This window comes from Mycobacterium sp. GA-1841 (assembly GCF_001954135.1).
Taxonomy (GTDB): Bacteria; Actinomycetota; Actinomycetes; order Mycobacteriales; family Mycobacteriaceae; genus Mycobacterium.
In genome coordinates this window covers 1-16987 of record NZ_MBEQ01000034.1, presented here as the reverse complement: position 1 = coordinate 16987, position 16987 = coordinate 1, and the positions used below count along the sequence as shown (strand labels likewise).

The window sequence follows — 16987 nt, the reverse complement described above, 5'->3', positions numbered from 1 at the left end:
CGAATATTCCCGGCGGCTCGGATGTATCTGAATCGATCAAACAGGTATGGGCACACGCCTGTCTGTGAGGGTCAACAGCCGCACGAGTTGCCGATCTGAAGTGTCGGCTCCAGAACCTCGAGCGGTTGCGGATCCCCCATCAGCCGGCTCAGCGCCTGACACGCGATCGTGCCGACGGGTTGCTGCGCCGCGGTGAGCCGGAACTGCCCGTAACCACGGAAGTCGTTGACGGTGCCGTCGAACCCGACCACGCGGATGTCAGCGGGAATCTCCAGCCCGGCGTCGAGCACCGCACGAATGGTCGCCGCGGTCTGCCCATAGGTGCCCACCACGAACGCCTTCGGCCGGCGAGCGGAGTGACGCAGGAAGTCGCCGACGGCGGCATAGGCAGCGGCCGGGGTGAGATCGGTTCGGATGACCGGCACCCGCCCCCCGACGGCCACCTGCGCCCCGGCGTGCCGCTGCTGCACTGCTTCACGGTCACCGAGGCGCACATCGGCCTCGGCGATACCACCCACGAAGACGATGTCTCGGCACCCGTGGCCCTCGATCAGATGCCGAGTGATCAGTTCGCCGGCATGGGAATGGTCGACACCCACGATGTCGGCGGGAACGTCACCACGGACGCTGTGCATCCACACCACCGGAATACGTTCCTGCCGACACAGTTTCGCCGTCTGCGGTGCGTTTGCGGCGCCGATCACCAGTAGGCCGTCGACACCGACCTCGGCAAAGGCCGCGGCGAACTCGATCTCCCGTTCCGGGTCGTACCCGGTGTTGCCGATGAGGATGAGGTGCTCACGGGCGCGGGCTTGCACCTCGATCTGCTCTACGAACTGACCGAACAACGGCAAGGTGACATCGGGGACCAACAGGCCGATCTGTCGCCAACGCCGCGGTCGGCGCAACGCGCGGGCCCGGCCGTCGGGCCGATAGCCCAGCTCGTCGATCGCGTTGATCACCTTGGCGCGCAACACCTCCGACACCGGCCGGGGGCCGTTGTTGAGCACGTAGCTCACCACCGCGGTCGAGGTGCCGGCGTGGCTTGCCACGTCGGCAAGTGTCGGTCGTTTCGCACTCACAACGGGTGGACCCTCCGCTCGTCGTCGACTGCTCGAAAGAGTTCGAATCACCCCGATTGTGACGGTTCCGCGCACGGCTGGCCTGCCTACGCTAATCGATTAGAACCGTAACGAGGAGGACCCGTGCTGGTAACAGGAGATTGGTGGAGTAGCTGACATGGCATTCGTACGGCCCACCGGGGTCAGTCATCTGGACCCCGGCCTCGCCTTTGACAGTTATGTCCTGTTCACCGGCGCCGACGGCATCACCCGACTGATCGACCTCAACGGCACCGTGGTACACGAATGGCCGTATGCCGGTGTGCCACCGCGGATCCTGGACCCAGCGCTCAACGGCGGCCGCCTCGGCGATGTCGGGGTACAGCTGTCCGACAGCGGCGATGCCCGCGGTGGCATCTACGCCAACGGCACGATCGGGCAACTCGATTGGGACGGGGAGGTCATCTGGGAGTGGGGCCGGCAGGCGCCGGATGGAGCGGCTCGCCAAAACCATGATTGGGAGCTGTTGCCCAACGGCAACCGCCTGATCCTGGTGACGGTTCCCCGCGTCGTACCAGGCCTGGGCGAATACACGGCCGGAGACCAGGGACTCTACGAGGTCACGCCGGCGGGAGAGATCGTCTGGCAGTGGCTGGCCGGAGATCATCTCGAGGAGTTCGGATTCTCACCGACCGGATGGGATGGCTTGCGCCAGGCGGTTGCCCGCGACCCCGACGACCCGTGGGGCTACCTGGAAATGAACAGCGCCAAGACTCTCGGCCCCAACCGGTGGTACCTCGACGATCCCGACTCGGCCTTCCATCCCGACAACATCTTGATCAGCTTCCGCAAGGCCAACATCATCGCACTGATCGACAAGTCATCCGGCGCGGTCGTGTGGAAGCTGGGACCCTACTACGACGCCGAGTACGGCGCACAGCATCAGCGGATCAACGTGCACAAGGTGCCGCGTCCCGTTGATCAGACCTCAGGTCAACACAATCCCCACATGATCGCCGCGGGTCTACCGGGCGCGGGCAACATCCTGGTGTTCGACAATCAGGGCGGTGCCGGCTATCCGGCCGCGCCGCTCGGTATCTACGCCGGTTCTCGGGTGCTCGAGATCGACCCGACCACCAAGGAAATCGTCTGGCAGTACACCGCTGAGGATTCCGGCCTTCCCACCTGGACCTTTTTCAGCTCGTTCGTCAGCAATGCCCAACGGCTGCCCAACGGCAACACCCTGATCACCGAAGGGATGCACGGGCGGCTGTTCCAGGTGACCTCCGACGGTGATGTGGTGTGGGAGTACCACAGCCCCTACCAGGGCTACGGCGTGGCCGGTGAACCCGAAGTCAAGCAAACCAGGGTGCCCGGGGTCGACCGGCTCACTCTCACCACCCTGGTCTACCGGTCCCAGGCTGTCCCGTTCGACTGGGCCCCTGAGGACACCCCGAGATCCCCGCTGCGCGTGGTCGGGCCCGAGCCGGAAACCTCTCCGTGACCACCGATTTGGCTGTCTCGACGACGTCGTCGAGCGCGTCCGGTCGCGCCACCCCGCCTCGTCTGCGGTCGGCACTGGCGCGCTTGGGCGTCCTGGGCTGGACACTCGCCGGCCTGGGAATCGCCGCGGCCGCATGGTCGGCGATGGTGGCGACCGGGCGGTTCCCGCGTCAGCTGTTCCCCAGCGTTCCCGAGATTCTGGCCGCGGGGCATACCCTATGGGCCGAAGGCCTGCTCGCCGACGACATCGTCGCCAGCTTGCGCAGGGCAGCAGTCGGTTTCGCGATCGGCGCAGCCGTCGGCATCGTCGTCGCGGTCCTCACCGCGACCACGGCGGCCGGCCGAAACCTGCTGCAACCGGTGCTTCGAGTGTTCTCGCCGATCCCGACGATCGGGCTTGTCCCACTGGCCATTCTGTGGTTCGGGTTGGGCGAGAACAGCAAGACCCTGGTGATCGCGCTCGGCGTTTTCGTGCCGGTGTGGATCAACAGTCATTCCGGACTGGCGAGTACACCGATCGACTATCTGAAGGCCGCACGCTGCCTGGGCGCCACCCGTGTGCAGACGCTCACGAAGGTGGTCCTGCCCGAAGCCGCTCCCGATATCGCGTCGGGCCTGAGGGTCGGTGCGGCGATGGCGTTCGTGCTCATCGTGGTGGCCGAGATGACGGGCACCACCGCCGGCATCGGCTACCGGATTTCACAGGCACAGCTGTTCTCCCAAGCGGATCGGCTCATCTTCTGCCTGATCGTCCTGGGCGTCATCGGCGCCGTGTGCGACCTGCTGGTGGCCTCCGCCACCTCCCCGTTCACCCGCTGGGCTCACGAGGAGCGTTGAGATGGCCATCCAAACCCATGATCTCGTGGTCAAATTCCCCGGCAGGTACGAGCCGACGCTGAAGGGCATCTCCCTGACCATTCCCGACGGCTCTTTCTCGGTGCTGGTCGGCGCGTCCGGCAGCGGCAAGTCCACACTGCTGCACTGCCTGGCCGGTCTCATCACCGCCACGGCGGGCTCGGTCACCGACAATGGAGAGACGGTCACGTCACCAGATCCCCGCCGAGGTGTCGCCTTCCAACGCGACGTGCTGTTCCCGTGGATGACCGTCGCCGACAACATCGACTTCGCCCTGGCTGCGCGACGACTACCGAAAGCCCAGCGGCGGAATATGATCCACGAATTGCTCGATCTGGTCGGGCTGCGCGACGACGTGGCCATCCAGCGCCCCGGGGAACTGTCCGGCGGTATGCGACAACGCGTCAGCATCGCTCGCGTGCTGGCCGGGGAACCGACCGTGATGCTGATGGATGAACCGTTCGCCGCGTTGGATGCGCTGACCCGGCTACGGATGCAGGATCTGTTGATCGACCTGTGGACCCGGCTGAACCGCACGATCGTGTTCGTCACGCATGACATCGATGAGGCGATCCGGCTCGGCGACACGGTCAGCGTGCTGCGCGACGGGAAAATCGTCGACCAGATCAGCAATCCACTCAGCCGACCCCGACCGGCTGACGCGCTGGCAGATCAGCTCGGCTACAGCGAGATTCGTAAAACCCTGCACCACCAGCTCGGCATCGACCAAAGGAACCTCACACCGTGAGAATTTCTCTTCGGCGCCTCGCCGCCGCCACAGTCGCCGCTGCCACCCTCACCGTGTCCGGCACCGCATGCACAGACTCGAGCACCACAGACCCCGATCAGCTCACCGTCGGATTCGTCGTCGACCCGTCCTGGGCGCAGATCCCCGTCGCCGCTGACACCACCCTGTTCGGCAAGCACGACGTGAACGTCAAGGTGGTGAACTTCCAATCCGGTGTCGAAGCGTTGCAGGCCGCCGCGGCCGGACAGGTCGACATCACCACCGCGGCCGACGTGCCGACGGCGGCAACCCTGACGCGCACACCGAGCCTGCGGGTCATCGCCGACGGTTCACGTTGGGAGGGCTCACGAATCGTCGCCCGCCGCAGCGCCGGCATCAACACCGTCGCCGATCTGGCCGGCAAGTCGATCGGCACACCGCTGGGCACCAGCGCCGCCTATTTCGTCTCAAATGCTCTGGCACAAAACACCATCAAGGCAAACCTTGTGCAGATCGCCCCGTCGGCGATCGTCACCGCCGCCACCCAACACAACGTCGACGCGGTGTCGATTTTCCAGCCTTATCAGGCACAGACCATCCAGGCCCTCGGGGACGACGCCGTGACACTGACCGGCGGCACCTACAACCAGCACAGCCTGTTCGTCGCCACCGAGTCGGCCGTCTCGACCAAGGGCAAGGCGATCACCGCCTTCCTGGCCGCGCTCGACGACGCCGGCACTGCCCTGTCCCGGCACGACGACGCCGCCACCGACGCCGTTGCCAAGGCCACCCAGCTCGATCCCGGGCTGCTGCGTACCGTGCTCGGCGAATTCGACTTCACCATTCAGCTGAAGCCTGACCTGGCCGAGAAGCTGGCCGACCTCGGGGCGTGGGCGAAGACGCAGAAGTCCATCGACCCGAACACACAGCTGCCCGACTACGCCGGGTTCCTCGACAACCAATTCCTGCCACAACCCAGCCCGTCGTGACGGCTATATGGCCTTGGCCACATGGACCTGGCTATATCGCCCGGGCCCGCTGGCCCCGAAGCCGCAGCAGGGCCGTGCCGAACGCTCCGATGACCACCAGATCGGCCGCCACGCCGCTGCTGACCGCGGCCAACAGCCAGCCGGCCACACCGGTGGCCAGTACGAACGGTGGTAGCCATTCGAACACCTGTGACCACGATGGCGCCGGGTGCGATGTGTGGGCCTTGGCCCGGGCGTATTCGGGGTAGAACTCCGTGACGGCCACCGCGAAGAACAGCGAGGCCAGCTGCAGAATCCACCCGGTCCAGAAGTTGTCGGTACTGCCGAAGAGCACGTCACCGAGAAACCCGACCGACGCGGAGAAGCCGAAGGCCGCCGCCCACACCGCCGTCAACACCATGTTGGTGCGCTTGAACAGCGGCGTGTCCCAATGCTCGGGCGGATGGACGTCACGGGCGTACGCGGTGGTGTAGGGCCGCCCGATCATCAGGCTGACGAGAGCGAACAAGGCCAGCAAAGCATTGGTGATCTCCCCGGACCACATTTCCAGCCACGCCTTCTGACCGCTGGAAGCCACCAATCCGACGGCCGCCAGCCCCACGAAATACGTCACGCCCAGCCCCTCCAGGACGTGGACGGGAATGTTGCGCCGCCACGCGAGCAGCAGTACCAGCACGGTGACACCGAGCGCACCCAATACCGCGATCTCGTAGCGCCCCGGACCGGCCAGGATCGCCATCAACGCCCACGGCATGACGCCGGACAACGGGGAGTCCAGAAACGCATCCAGGGCTTTGCCGATCACGCGACGAATGTAGGGAACACAGCTGGGAATCTCCCAAGATTGCGTCAGCTGCGCCGATCGGCGCGTCATGACCGACTCTGACCACGTCCGATGCGTAGCCTTGTCGCGGTGAAGGCGTGGCAATCACTAGGCGCTCTGCTGGTTGCGGGTGCGCTGTTGTCCGGCTGCCAATCGAATGTCGACGGCACGCCGCAGACCAGCCCGCAATCGCCGACCGAACCGAGCTATCCGACACAGCGGCCCAGCCGTTCCAGCCCGGCCCCGAGCACCACCGCCCCCGCTCCGCCCAGCTCCTCTCGCACCGCCCCACCTGGCGGCACCACCGAACTCCAGCCGCAGAACGGATACGTCTTCATCGAGACCAAATCCGGTAAGACCCGCTGCCAGCTGTCCACCCCGGAAGTGGGATGTGAGTCGGATTTCAGCAACTCCCCGATGATCGACGGTGCGCATGCGAACGGGGTCAGGCTCACCCCGGACGGTCAGATCTCCTGGGTTCTGGGCAATCTCGGCGACATTCCGGCCGTCACGCTCGATTACCGCCGGTACCGCGCGGTCGGCTGGACCATCGACGCGAGCAGCGAGGGCACCAGGATCAGTAACGACAAGACGGGCCATGGAATGTCCATCGCTGTCGAAGGAGTGGAAACCTTCTAGAGTTGGGGCATGAGCATCTCGCAGCGCGAACGTGCCGCCCTGGTCGAGACCATGCGGGCCGCCGGTCCGGATGCGCCCACGCTGTGCGAGGGCTGGAACGCGCGCGACCTGGCCGCCCACCTGGTGGTGCGTGAGCGTCGCCTCGACGCCGCCCCTGGCATCCTGATACCGCAGCTCGCCGGCTATACCGAGCGCGTGCAGCAGAAGGTGACCGAGGGCACCGACTGGACCGAGTTGGTGGATCAGATCGCCGCGGGACCCCCGCTGTACTCCCCGTTCAAGCTGCTGGACCCGTTGGTCAACGTGGCCGAGATGTTCATCCACAACGAAGACGTGCGTCGGGCCCAACCTCATTGGGAACCAAGGGTTCTCGATCAGGACACGGTCTCGTCACTGACGAAGCAGGTGTCGAACATGGCCCGGATGGCCATGGGCAAATCGCCGGCCAGGGTGGCCCTGACGACCCCGCAGGGCAAGACACTGGCCACCGTCGGCTCTGGACCCGAGGTGACGGTCACCGGCGAACCCGGAGAGTTGCTCCTGTTCGCCGCCGGCCGTGAACCGGCTCAGGTCACATTCTCCGGAGACGACGACGCCGTGGCTGCTCTGCGCGCCGCACACCGCGGGCTGTAGCGCTCTAGGCTGGCTCCGTGGATTTCCGTGTTTTCGTCGAACCCCAGCAAGGTGCAACGTACTCAGACCAGCTCGGAGTGGCCCGGGCCGCCGAAGCCCTCGACTACTCGGCCTTCTTCCGGTCAGACCATTACCTTGCGATGAGCGGTGACGGCCTGCCTGGGCCGACCGACTCCTGGGTGACGCTGGCCGGCATCGCCAGGGAAACCTCGACCATCCGACTCGGCACCATGGTCACCTCGGCCACGTTCCGCTACCCCGGCCCGCTGGCGATCGCGGTGGCGCAGGTCGACGAAATGAGCGGTGGCCGCGTCGAACTCGGATTGGGCGCCGGCTGGTTCGAGGAGGAGCACCAGGCTTACGCCATCCCGTTCCCGCCGCTGGGCGAACGGTTCGACCGGCTCGAAGAACAGCTGCGGATCCTCACCGGGCTGTGGGACACACCCGTCGGCGAGAAGTTCGATTTCACCGGCACGCACTACGCCGTCGTCGACTCACCGGCGCTGCCCAAGCCCACCCAGTCGAACCTGCCGATCATCATCGGCGGGCAAGGCGCCAATCGCACGCCCGCACTGGCCGCCGAGTTCGCCTCAGAATTCAACGTGCCGTTCGTGCCGCTGGACACCGTCAAGACACAGTTCGCCCGGGTGGCCGCTGCGGTCGCCGACGCGGGACGCCCGGCCGACGCCGTGACCTACTCCGCGGCGTTCGTTCTCTGCGCTGGCCGCGATGAGGCAGAGATCGCCAAGCGAGCAGCAGCGATCAACCGCGAGGTGGACGAACTTCGCAGCAATTCGCCGCTGGTCGGCACGCCCGCCGAGATCGTGGACAAGCTGGGCCCGTTCCGGGAAGCCGGCGTACAGCGGGTCTACCTGCAGCTGCTCGACCAGTCGGATCTCGATCATCTCGAGCTCTTCGCCAGTGAAGTCATCCGTCAGCTGCGCTGACGAGGCTCGGCACTACTATCGGTGCCCGTGACCGCTGACAAGGATGACCAGGAGCCTCCTGAGGCGCCGTGGCATCACTCGACGCCGGCGGTCGCGGGAGCCAGTGCGGCCGCGCTGGCCGTGATCGGCCTGGTCGTGTGGGCCGCGATTGCGCTGACGAGCCCGGAGTCCGAGGACGCACCGATCGATTTTGTTCCGCCCGCCTACACGTCGACGTCGGCCAAGACCACGACGACGACCACCACCACCCGGTCCACGACCACCCGCCCGTTGGAGACCACGGAGTTCGGCCTGCCGGATGTGTCCGACACGTCCGGCACCTCCACCACCTCGACGACGACGGGGACATCGGAACCCACCGAGACTTCCGAGACATCGACGACGACGTATCCCCCACACACTCAGACGAGCAGTCCCTACGACGACGAATACTCGACGACCCGCAACCGGCCGCGCACAAACGTGACACGCACCGTGTATCCCGCACCGGGCGGCTGAGCACGCCTACCATCGGCGCGTGTCGAACTATTACGACGATGACGAGCCGACCCAGTACGCCCCCAGCTATGGCGAATACTCGGAGTCGCCGCTGCAGCCCGAACCCGAGCCGGTCCCCTGGTACCGCAGACCGGCTGCGCTGATCGGGCTCGGCGCTCTTGGAGCCGTCATCGCCGCGCTGGTCATTTATGCGTTGATCCAGCTGTTCTCGTCGGACTCGTCATCGACGACAACGACCACCACCTCGACCACCCCCACTACGACGACGTCGATCGCGACCAGTGCGCCCGTCGTCCCGGCACCGACGCAAACCGTCACCGAGACCGTGGCCCCGACCACCACGACGGTTGAGCCGACGACCACCACGACAACCGAGCCGGCGACGACGACCGAGACCACCACGACGACGACAACGACGACCGAGACCACGAGCGCACCGGTGACGACGACAACGACGGCGCCCGAGCCCACAGAGGGCTGAGCACGGTAAGCCGCGGATTGCAGTCACTATCGAGCAGTAATCCGCGGCGTAGGCGGTTATCCACAGGTGCTCGAAGTGCTTCTGGTCACCGGCGCGCTGGTCGACGAACATCGAAATGGTGGACGTCATCGAGATGCTTCGGCAGCAGGACGGGGTGATCGCGCGTCGTCAGGCGTTGGACGCGGGTGTGCAGGAGCACGAGATCCGGCGGTTGCTTCGACGCAACGAGTGGGCACGGGTTCACGCGGGCGTGTACGTCGGCCACACCGGGCCGTTGACCTGGTCACAACGGGCTTGGGCTGCAGTGCTTTACGCGGCCCCGGCAGCACTCTGCTTCGAATCGGCCATGGGCACTGAAACGTCTGTCATCCATGTCGCCGTCGAGCGACAACGAACGACATTGGCTGAGCCGGTAGGAGTGCGCATTCACCATCTCGCCCATCTGAAGGAGCGGGTGCTGTGGAACGTCGGCCCACCGCGAATGCGCTATGACGAAGCCGCGCTGGACGTCGCATGTCGCGCCGCCTCCGAGGTCAACGCCATCGCCGTCTTGGCCAATGCGTGCCAATCGCGATGCACGACCGCGCGGCGGCTGCTGCAGGCGCTCGATTCTCGTGGACGGGTCCGCCGTCGCCGGTGGTTGCGCTCGGTATTGGTCGATATCGCCGACGGCACCTGCTCGGTCCTTGAGCACGGCTATCTTGTTCGCGTCGAGCGGCCGCACGGTTTGCCTCGGGCCACTCGGCAAAAGCGGTCCACCTCATCCGTCGGCGTCTGCTATCGCGACGCCGAGTACGACGAACAGCTCGTCGTCGAACTCGACGGCAAGATGTATCACGATTCAGTGATGCGGCGGGACGCGGATTTCGATCGCGATCTCGACGCCGCGGTCGACGGCCGGTCGACCGTCAGACTGTCCTACGGCCAGGTCTTTGGCCGGCCGTGCCGGACCGCGAGCAAGATCGCTCTGGTGTTGCACCGGCACGGGATTGCCGTAGGCGGTCATCCGTGTGGGTCGGGGTGTGAGTTCACCGGGCTCCACCGCGCTGCATAGACATCAAAGCCTCGGATTGCAGCCACTATCGAGCAGTAATCCGCGGCGTAAGTGCAACTCAGGGTGTCGGCGCAACTGAGGTGGGCGTGGGCTCCGGTGCTGCTGTGGGATCAGGCGAGTGCGTGGGCTCAGGCGAAGGTGAAGGCGGAGGTGAAGGAGTCGACGGCGGGTTGGGCTCGGGCGTGGGCGTGGGACTCGGAGCAGGCGTCGGGCTGGGCACAGGTGCAGGCGACGGCTCGGACACCGGCGGTTTGAACGTCGGGATCGGCAACTGCGGGAGCGTCACCGGCGGAAACACCAACGGCGGCACCGGAATCGCTGGGACCGCAGCCGGCGGAATCATCGCAGGCGCAGGAGCCGGCGCAGGAGCCGGCGCAGGAGCGGCCGGTCGAGGGCGGGGCGCCTGCGGGGCCGGGGCAAGCGGTGCGCTCTGGCCGCTCTGCACCAACCATGGCGCAGCCGCAGGCCGGGGAGCAGCGGCCCGCGTGCCGGGCCCCGGCCACGACGGATCACGCACGACCACGGTGCGGGTCGGTGGAGCCGGCAGGTCCTGCGCCAAGGGCGATTCGGCCGGAACGTTCTGCGGCGCCATGAGACTGGATCCGGCCGCCGACGCATCGAGGCGGTCAGCTCGTGCTGACAACACCATCCCGACGGTGCCGACCACGGCCAGGAACACCCCCGCGTAGACCACGATGCCGCCGCGCCGATACCAGGGGCGACGCGCGGGCGCCGGCGGCACAGGGGCCTCGGCGAACACGAATTCCGGTCGGGCCGAATCGTCAGTCACCGATTCCGGCACGAACGCGGCGACGTCGGCCACCGAGTCTTCCACCGACCACGCCAGCGCCGAGGCCGCGACCGTGGCGGTTCCAAGCACGGGACCGGAAGTCGGCGCAACCGTCACCTGCGTCGCGGTCTCCTCGGCGCCGCGGCGGGCCAGCAGCGCGGCACCGACCGCCGCGATCACCTGTGCCTGCGCCACGGTGGTGACCGGAAGCCGGAAGGCAGATGAGAGTCGTTGTGTGACAAGAGGTATCCGTGCCCCGCCGCCAACGGTGACCAGGGCGGCCAGCTGGGCCGGGTGAACACCGTTGCGGCGCAACAAGTCGAAGAGAGCTTCGATGACGCCGCCGAAGGATTGGTCCACCGCAGCGTCCAGTTCGGCGCGGGTGAGCCGGATCGCGTAACCGGGGCCGCCCACGCTGGTGGCGCTCTGGTCGCTGAGCCTTTCTTTGGCGGCGCGGCACTGATCACGCAGGCGGGACAGCGCGGTCACGGCGGCGGTGCCGCTCGGTTCGGCGTCGAGATTGTTCAATACATGCCGCAGCAGTTCCTGGTCGATCACGTCGCCGGAGAAGTCGTCGTATCGCACCGTCTGACCGATGGTGGCAAATCCTGCCGAAGCGTCGGCCAGGGTCAGGCTGGTGCCGGACGCACCGGAATCGCAGAGAGCGACGACCCCGCGGGCCGGTAGACCGGGATGGGACTGGATGGCCGTCAGTGCCGCAACCGAATCCGGGACCACCCGGGTGCCGGGCAACACCGTGCGCAGCGCATCGAATGCCACCGGGCTCCAATGCGCGGGCACCGCCACCACCGACTCGTCCGGACGGCGTGCAGGGCGCGCCTCACGGGTCAACGCTTCGATCGCCCCGGCCAACAACCGCTCGGCCCGGTGCGCCGAACCGTCGGCTGCGATCAACGGCACCGGGTCACCCACCCGCCCGACGGCATCGCTGAACGCCAACCCGTTGGGCAGTACCGCCGGACGCACGAGCGGTGCCTGGCCGGCGATCGCCACCAGAGTGGTCGTCCCCACGGACAACCCCAGGCAATCACGCATACCTGTATGTCGGCGGCGAGGCCCGATTCGTTAGTGGCGCGACGAGTAAGCGGCCACCAGCGCCTCCGCACTGCGCACCGCGGCCCGGCAGGCCCGCGTGGTGAACGGATCGTTGAGCGGATGATCGGCCCGCCGACGCCAGCGTTGCGCCGCCGCGAAGGCGGCCCGTGGCCCGTCGAACGGCGCGTCGGGCTGCAACCCGAGCCGGCTGGCCGCATCGGTGCCCGAGCCGCCGATGAGGCGACGCAACGAGGCCATCTCGTCGGAGTTCAAGGTCGTGGGACGGGAACGCAGCAGGCTGAGCAGACGCAGTTCCTCGAAGGCGTGCGTGTCGGCCAGCAGCGGGTCGATGTCGGCGAGGATGTAGGGCGTCGCGTAGATCGGGTTGTGCTGCACGAACTGCCGCAACGACAGCAGCGCGGTGTGCGCCTTGAGCAGCTCGGAGCGTTGCGCGAATTGCTGGTCGATCACGTCACGCAGCGCGATCAATCCACTGCGCTCCAGCAGCTCGTCGGCCAGCGCGACGGAGTCGGACACCCCGGCATGCAGCACCGCGATCGAGATGCGGATCCCGAACATGCCGAAGCGGTCCAGCAACGCCGCACGGGTGGCCGAATCGACCGGCAGTGCGCTGTCCTCACGGACGAAGCGGTCCACCGACAGCATCGCCTTGGTCAGCACGGCAGGCTCGACCGAGGCGAGCTTCTGCAGCGCGACGAACTCGCTCTGCCGCAGGGTGCGGGCGGTCAGCGCGAGCAATCCGGACACCGGGACGACGGCCTGGCAGATGCCGGTCTTGTCCATCTCCTCGGTGAACCGCTTGGCCACGTCCTTGGCCGACATCATCGCGTCGATCCGCCCGGCGCCGATCTCGTCGGCCCGTGAGGCCACCCCGATCACGCCGAGCGCCCCGGAGGAACCGCCGACCAGTTCGCCGATCTGCTTGAGCAAGGCGATGTCGGCGGCGTTGAGGGTGCGCAGCAGGAACACCACGGCGTCGACGCGCGGCACACCGTCTTCGGGGACCAGCAGCCGGTGGGTGCGTAGCGAGACGTCCCGCGACAGCGACGAGGTGCCCGGGGTGTCGATGATCGTGCTGTCGATGAGCTCGGCGGCCGGCCACTCGACATCGAGATCCACCACGTCTTCGGCGTCGAGCCCGGCGAAGCTGAAGGTCAGACCTCTGTTTTCCGGCTGGTCGCCGGCACCCCGGGCGATCGGGACATTCGACCGGCGGCCGCCGCGGTGATTGGCGGTGACTTTCGGGGTGGGCCCGTGCCGGAACCAGGTGACGATGCGAGTTGCCTCGGTGGCGTCGGTGGGCGCGATGTCCTCTCCGACCAGGGCGTTGACGAGCGTCGACTTGCCTGCCTTGAGTGTGCCGGCCAGGGCGATGCGGATCGGCTGGTTGAGCCGACGCCCGATGCGGTCGAGCTCGTTGTGCACGTCGGGCCGATTGCGATAGGCCGGGTCACCCCGGTACGCCTTGATGGTGCCGCCCAGAATCGAGCGCACCTGATCGGCCGTGCTCACGCTGCGGAGTCCCGTACCTTTCCCTACCGACGGTCAACTCTTGGAGCTTAGTTGCCGGCTGCGGCCAGTTTCTGGGCGTGGTCGACGACCTGGGTCAGGATGTTCTTCTGACGTTCCAGTTCCCGGACCCGGGTGGTGCGCTCGGCCTCTTCGGTCTTCGCCGCGGCGAGGGTGGCCTGCAGCGACTCGTTGAGGGAGCGGGTGGTCTGGTTGGCGATATCCCGGTAGTGGTCCCGCAGTTGACGCTGGATGCCCTTGAGCCGATCCCGGGATTCCTTGCCGACGACGAAGGCGACGTCGTCGATGAATCTCCGCATGTTGGCCTTGGCCTCGCTACGCACCCGCAGCATGCGGTTCTCCATGTCCTCCTTGTACGCCTTGCGGCCCAGCACCAGGCCCGCCCCCAGCGACAGTGGGTTGAACATGCCGAGCCCGGCGAACGAGGTGAGCATGCCGAACATCAGCACGCCACCGTAGGAACCGCGCATACCGGTGATCACCTTGTGGCCGGCCTTGATCGGTTTGGCCTCCAGCCGGGCCAGCGATTTCATCTCCCCGAATCCGGCGCCCATGTCCCGGGCGTCGATCTGCGGCAACTGCACCGCCTCCAGGCCCGCCTCGGTGAAGGTCCGGGCCACCTCGGCCGCCAGGGCCTCCGCACGCTGATACGCCCAGACGAAGTTGTCCCCGACCGCGGTGGCCACCGCTTCCTCGAGTTCGGAGCCGATCTCGGCCCAGTGCAAGGTCGGATCCCCGGAGTCGATCACCTTTTCGGCGTGGGTGGTGATGTTGCGAAACCGGTGACGCAGATCGTGATCGACGTCGGCGGTCAGATCGGCGATGCCGTCGTTGAGTACCTGCTGCCACAACGCGGTGTGCTGCAACGCATCCTGGGCCTCTTGCTTACGCCGTTCCAGGTCGGCGGTGAGCCGCTCACGTTCGTTCGGATCGGTGAACGCCGACAGCTCGGAGTTCACTGCCAGTAGCAAATGCTCTGCTGCCGAATGGATTTCGGCGACCACCTGGTCGCGGATGCGGTCGGTCTCACGCGTCAGCACCTTTTCGGACAGGAACTTGACGATGGCCGGGAAGTTCGATTCCTCGTTGAGTTCTTTGTCGTTGAGCTGGATCGCGTGGCTGCGCAGCACACTGGAGACGGGAGTGACGGGGGTCGAAATACCGGCCCGCTGCAGGTGGGCGGTGTTGGCGCCGACGATCTCGCGCCAGCGCGGGTAGAGGTCGGTCTTGGTCGCGACAATGGTTGCCACCGGGCAGATTTCGATCGCCTGGCGGATGAAGGTCATCTCCGGCTCGGTGAATTCCTGACTGGTGTCGCTGACCATCAGCAGGGCATCGGCGTCGGGCAACAAGCCCAAGGTGGCCGAAAGATGCGGCTGACCATGGCCACCGACACCAGGGGTGTCGACGAATGCCAATCCACCTTTGAGCAGTGGGCTGGGCGCGGTCACCTCGACCCGCAGCACCTCACGACCGCCGACCTGCGGGGCGCGACGCAGATCGTTGGTCACCTCGGACGGCGGGATCTCGATCAGTTCGGGTTCGGCACCGTCGGGCCGGGCCACCACGAGGCGGGCCGACGGTTGCTCGCCATAGCCGACGACGGTGGCCAGCACGGTGGATTCGTCGTCCCCGACCCGGGCGACCGGGATGTTCAGCAATGAGTTGAGCAGCTGGCTCTTGCCCTGTTTGAGCTGACCGGCGATCACCACCCGGATCTGCGGGTCGCTGATGCGCACCTTGGCCACCCGCAACCGCTCGACCAGGTCGGTGCGGTCATAGGTGGCGGCGATCGTGCTGGTGTGGTCGATGAGTTCGACGATCACCTTGACCGGTCTGGCCGGCGTGCCGGCCGGTCTGGCTTCTGCACTCGGCTGCGTCATGGAAATCCCTCCTGCCCGGCTCAACGGTAGGCGCGCCAATGGGACGGGGACCACCCGCATAACGGATGGCCCCCGCCCCGGTGTGAATCGGATCAGAAGGCGTCGAACCCGGTGTCGATCGGGTTGTGGGACGCGATATCGGTGTGCGACTGCGTGTGGGACTCGTAGCTGTTGCCCGAGCCCAGCGCGGAGCTGGTGTCGTTGTGCGACCCGAAGGACGTGTCGTTGTGTGACAGGGTGTCGTTGTTCGACGCGAACGCGGTGTCGTTGCCCGAGCCGATGTTCGACGTGTAGCTCGACGAGTTGTCCTCGACACTGTGCGTGGTCTCGGTCTGCACCGAGGTGTTCACCGAGTTGTCCTGGGTGTTGCGGCTGCCGTAATCACCGTCGACCGTGGTCTGGTTTCCGCCGACCGCGTGGGTCGAGGCATCGGTCAGGATGATCGAACCGGCGTTGCCGCCGTCGCCACCGGAGGCGCCACCGCTGCCGATGCCGATCAGGCTGTCGCCGCCGGACGCACCACCGCCGTGGCCGCCGCTCATGTCGACGTCGCTGATCACCGGGCCGTCGTTGCCGGAGATCAGGTCGCCACCGGCGTGCTGAGAGTTGTCCTCGATGGCGTTGTCCTTGCCCACCGCGACGTGCGAGCCGGAGCCGGCCCAGATGTCGCCGTTGTTCATGGTGTTGCCGTCACCGAGCACCGCTCCGTCGCCGCTGACGATGTCGCCCTTGTTGTCCCCGTCGACCACCACGCCACCGTTGGTGGCGGTGTTGGTGCTCTTGTCGCCGAGGGTGATGTCACCGAAGCCGAGGTTGAATGCACCCTGCTGGGCGTTGGCGCCGGCGTCCTGGTTGGGGCTCATCACGGGGACGTTGTTGTGGCTGGCCCACTCGGTGTCGTTGTTGCTGGCCACCTCCGGCGCGAACTGCGTCTGCGGGGAGAAGGGCGAAGCTACCTGGTTGCCGAACGAGGCGGGGATGCTGTGGTGGTCGGCGACCGCGCGCTGCAGGCCGAGCACCGGATTGCCGCCGCCGAGCAGGACGCCGGCCGGGGCCGCGGTGGCCGCGACGGCGTGCAGCTGAGCCGCGGTCACATTCGGCAGGCCGGCGTCGCGCAGGCTGCCGTCCGGGTCGGCGATGAACGAAGCTGCCGAGGCGGGGCTGCGGAACAGGTCCAGGATGAAGTCGATCAGAGTGGTCATTTCTCCAACCTTTCGGATGTTTCTGCCGGGCTCTCCGGCGATCTGAAGACAACGTTATGGATTGGCAAGCCCACCGGAAATGGGGTCGGTTCCCCTCCCCTCATCACCCCCACCCGGGATGCACTCGGCCACCCCAATAGGGGATTAGGGGATACCTAGGGGCTTACCGGGGACGCCCATGTTTACGCAGGTAAACGCGATGAGCGCACGACCACTTGGGTCGTGCGCTCATCGCGGGAGGGCAGAACTCAGTCGAAGATGTCGAATCCGCCGGCGTTGTCGGGGTGGTGGTGGT

16 protein-coding genes are annotated in these 16987 nt (G+C 66.7%); 10 read left to right on the top strand and 6 right to left on the bottom strand.

Annotated elements, in window-relative coordinates; genetic code table 11:
- Positions 1-71: 71 nt before the first annotated feature.
- On the bottom strand, positions 72-1052 hold the full coding sequence (locus A5740_RS09290) for a LacI family DNA-binding transcriptional regulator (RefSeq protein WP_076193444.1): 981 nt from the start codon (positions 1050-1052) through the stop codon (positions 72-74).
- A 187-nt stretch (positions 1053-1239) separates the two neighbouring features.
- On the opposite strand from A5740_RS09290, the gene A5740_RS09285 reads away from it, so the two are divergent.
- From A5740_RS09285 to A5740_RS09270, 4 genes are read left to right on the top strand one after another with little or no spacing between them, the layout of a single operon-like run.
- Positions 1240-2565 (top strand): aryl-sulfate sulfotransferase, encoded by a 1326-nt coding sequence (locus A5740_RS09285; RefSeq protein WP_076193389.1) that lies wholly within the window; start codon positions 1240-1242, stop codon positions 2563-2565.
- On the top strand, positions 2562-3401 hold the full coding sequence (locus tag A5740_RS09280) for an ABC transporter permease (protein WP_076193387.1): 840 nt from the start codon (positions 2562-2564) through the stop codon (positions 3399-3401). Before A5740_RS09285 ends, A5740_RS09280 begins: the two co-directional genes overlap by 4 nt.
- Position 3402: 1 nt before the next feature.
- Complete coding sequence (locus A5740_RS09275) at positions 3403-4167, top strand: ABC transporter ATP-binding protein (protein ID WP_076193386.1); 765 nt, start codon at positions 3403-3405, stop codon at positions 4165-4167.
- Positions 4164-5135, top strand: a complete 972-nt coding sequence (locus A5740_RS09270) for an ABC transporter substrate-binding protein (RefSeq protein WP_076193384.1) — start codon at positions 4164-4166, stop codon at positions 5133-5135. The genes A5740_RS09275 and A5740_RS09270 overlap by 4 nt, the downstream gene beginning before the upstream one ends.
- A gap of 31 nt (positions 5136-5166) precedes the next feature.
- On the opposite strand, the gene A5740_RS09265 is transcribed toward A5740_RS09270, so the two are convergent.
- Positions 5167-5940, bottom strand: coding sequence for a hypothetical protein (locus tag A5740_RS09265; protein WP_083653992.1), 774 nt, complete (start codon positions 5938-5940; stop codon positions 5167-5169).
- Between the two features lie 108 nt (positions 5941-6048).
- Here A5740_RS09265 and A5740_RS09260 point away from each other — a divergent pair, with 108 nt between their 5' ends.
- The 6 genes from A5740_RS09260 to A5740_RS09235 all read left to right on the top strand — a co-directional run bounded on the left by A5740_RS09260 (position 6049) and on the right by A5740_RS09235 (position 10210).
- Positions 6049-6597, top strand: coding sequence for a hypothetical protein (locus A5740_RS09260; RefSeq protein ID WP_139335030.1), 549 nt, complete (start codon positions 6049-6051; stop codon positions 6595-6597).
- 9 nt (positions 6598-6606) lie between these two features.
- Positions 6607-7230: a TIGR03085 family metal-binding protein gene (locus A5740_RS09255; protein WP_076193380.1), complete on the top strand. Its 624-nt coding sequence runs from the start codon at positions 6607-6609 to the stop codon at positions 7228-7230.
- A 17-nt stretch (positions 7231-7247) separates the two neighbouring features.
- Positions 7248-8177 carry an LLM class F420-dependent oxidoreductase gene (locus A5740_RS09250; RefSeq protein WP_076193378.1) on the top strand — a complete coding sequence of 310 codons (930 nt, stop codon included), beginning with the start codon at positions 7248-7250 and terminating at the stop codon, positions 8175-8177.
- 27 nt (positions 8178-8204) lie between these two features.
- Positions 8205-8675 (top strand): hypothetical protein, encoded by a 471-nt coding sequence (locus A5740_RS09245; protein WP_083653990.1) that lies wholly within the window; start codon positions 8205-8207, stop codon positions 8673-8675.
- A 19-nt stretch (positions 8676-8694) separates the two neighbouring features.
- On the top strand, positions 8695-9156 hold the full coding sequence (locus tag A5740_RS28725) for a hypothetical protein (protein WP_076193374.1): 462 nt from the start codon (positions 8695-8697) through the stop codon (positions 9154-9156).
- A 118-nt stretch (positions 9157-9274) separates the two neighbouring features.
- Positions 9275-10210 (top strand): type IV toxin-antitoxin system AbiEi family antitoxin domain-containing protein, encoded by a 936-nt coding sequence (locus A5740_RS09235; protein WP_076193440.1) that lies wholly within the window; start codon positions 9275-9277, stop codon positions 10208-10210.
- A 58-nt stretch (positions 10211-10268) separates the two neighbouring features.
- On the opposite strand, the gene A5740_RS09230 is transcribed toward A5740_RS09235, so the two are convergent.
- The 4 genes from A5740_RS09230 to A5740_RS09215 all read right to left on the bottom strand — a co-directional run bounded on the left by A5740_RS09230 (position 10269) and on the right by A5740_RS09215 (position 16692).
- A complete protein-coding gene (locus A5740_RS09230) occupies positions 10269-12056 on the bottom strand; it encodes an Hsp70 family protein (RefSeq protein ID WP_076193372.1) in 1788 nt (595 codons plus the stop codon).
- A gap of 30 nt (positions 12057-12086) precedes the next feature.
- Entirely contained in the window at positions 12087-13589 is a 1503-nt protein-coding gene (locus A5740_RS09225) for a dynamin-like GTPase family protein (RefSeq protein ID WP_076193370.1), read from the bottom strand.
- A 47-nt stretch (positions 13590-13636) separates the two neighbouring features.
- Positions 13637-15490 carry an isoniazid-induced dynamin-like GTPase IniA gene (gene iniA / locus A5740_RS09220; RefSeq protein WP_076193368.1) on the bottom strand — a complete coding sequence of 618 codons (1854 nt, stop codon included), beginning with the start codon at positions 15488-15490 and terminating at the stop codon, positions 13637-13639.
- Between the two features lie 92 nt (positions 15491-15582).
- Positions 15583-16692, bottom strand: a complete 1110-nt coding sequence (locus A5740_RS09215; protein ID WP_076193366.1) for an IniB N-terminal domain-containing protein — start codon at positions 16690-16692, stop codon at positions 15583-15585.
- Positions 16693-16987 lie beyond the last annotated feature (295 nt).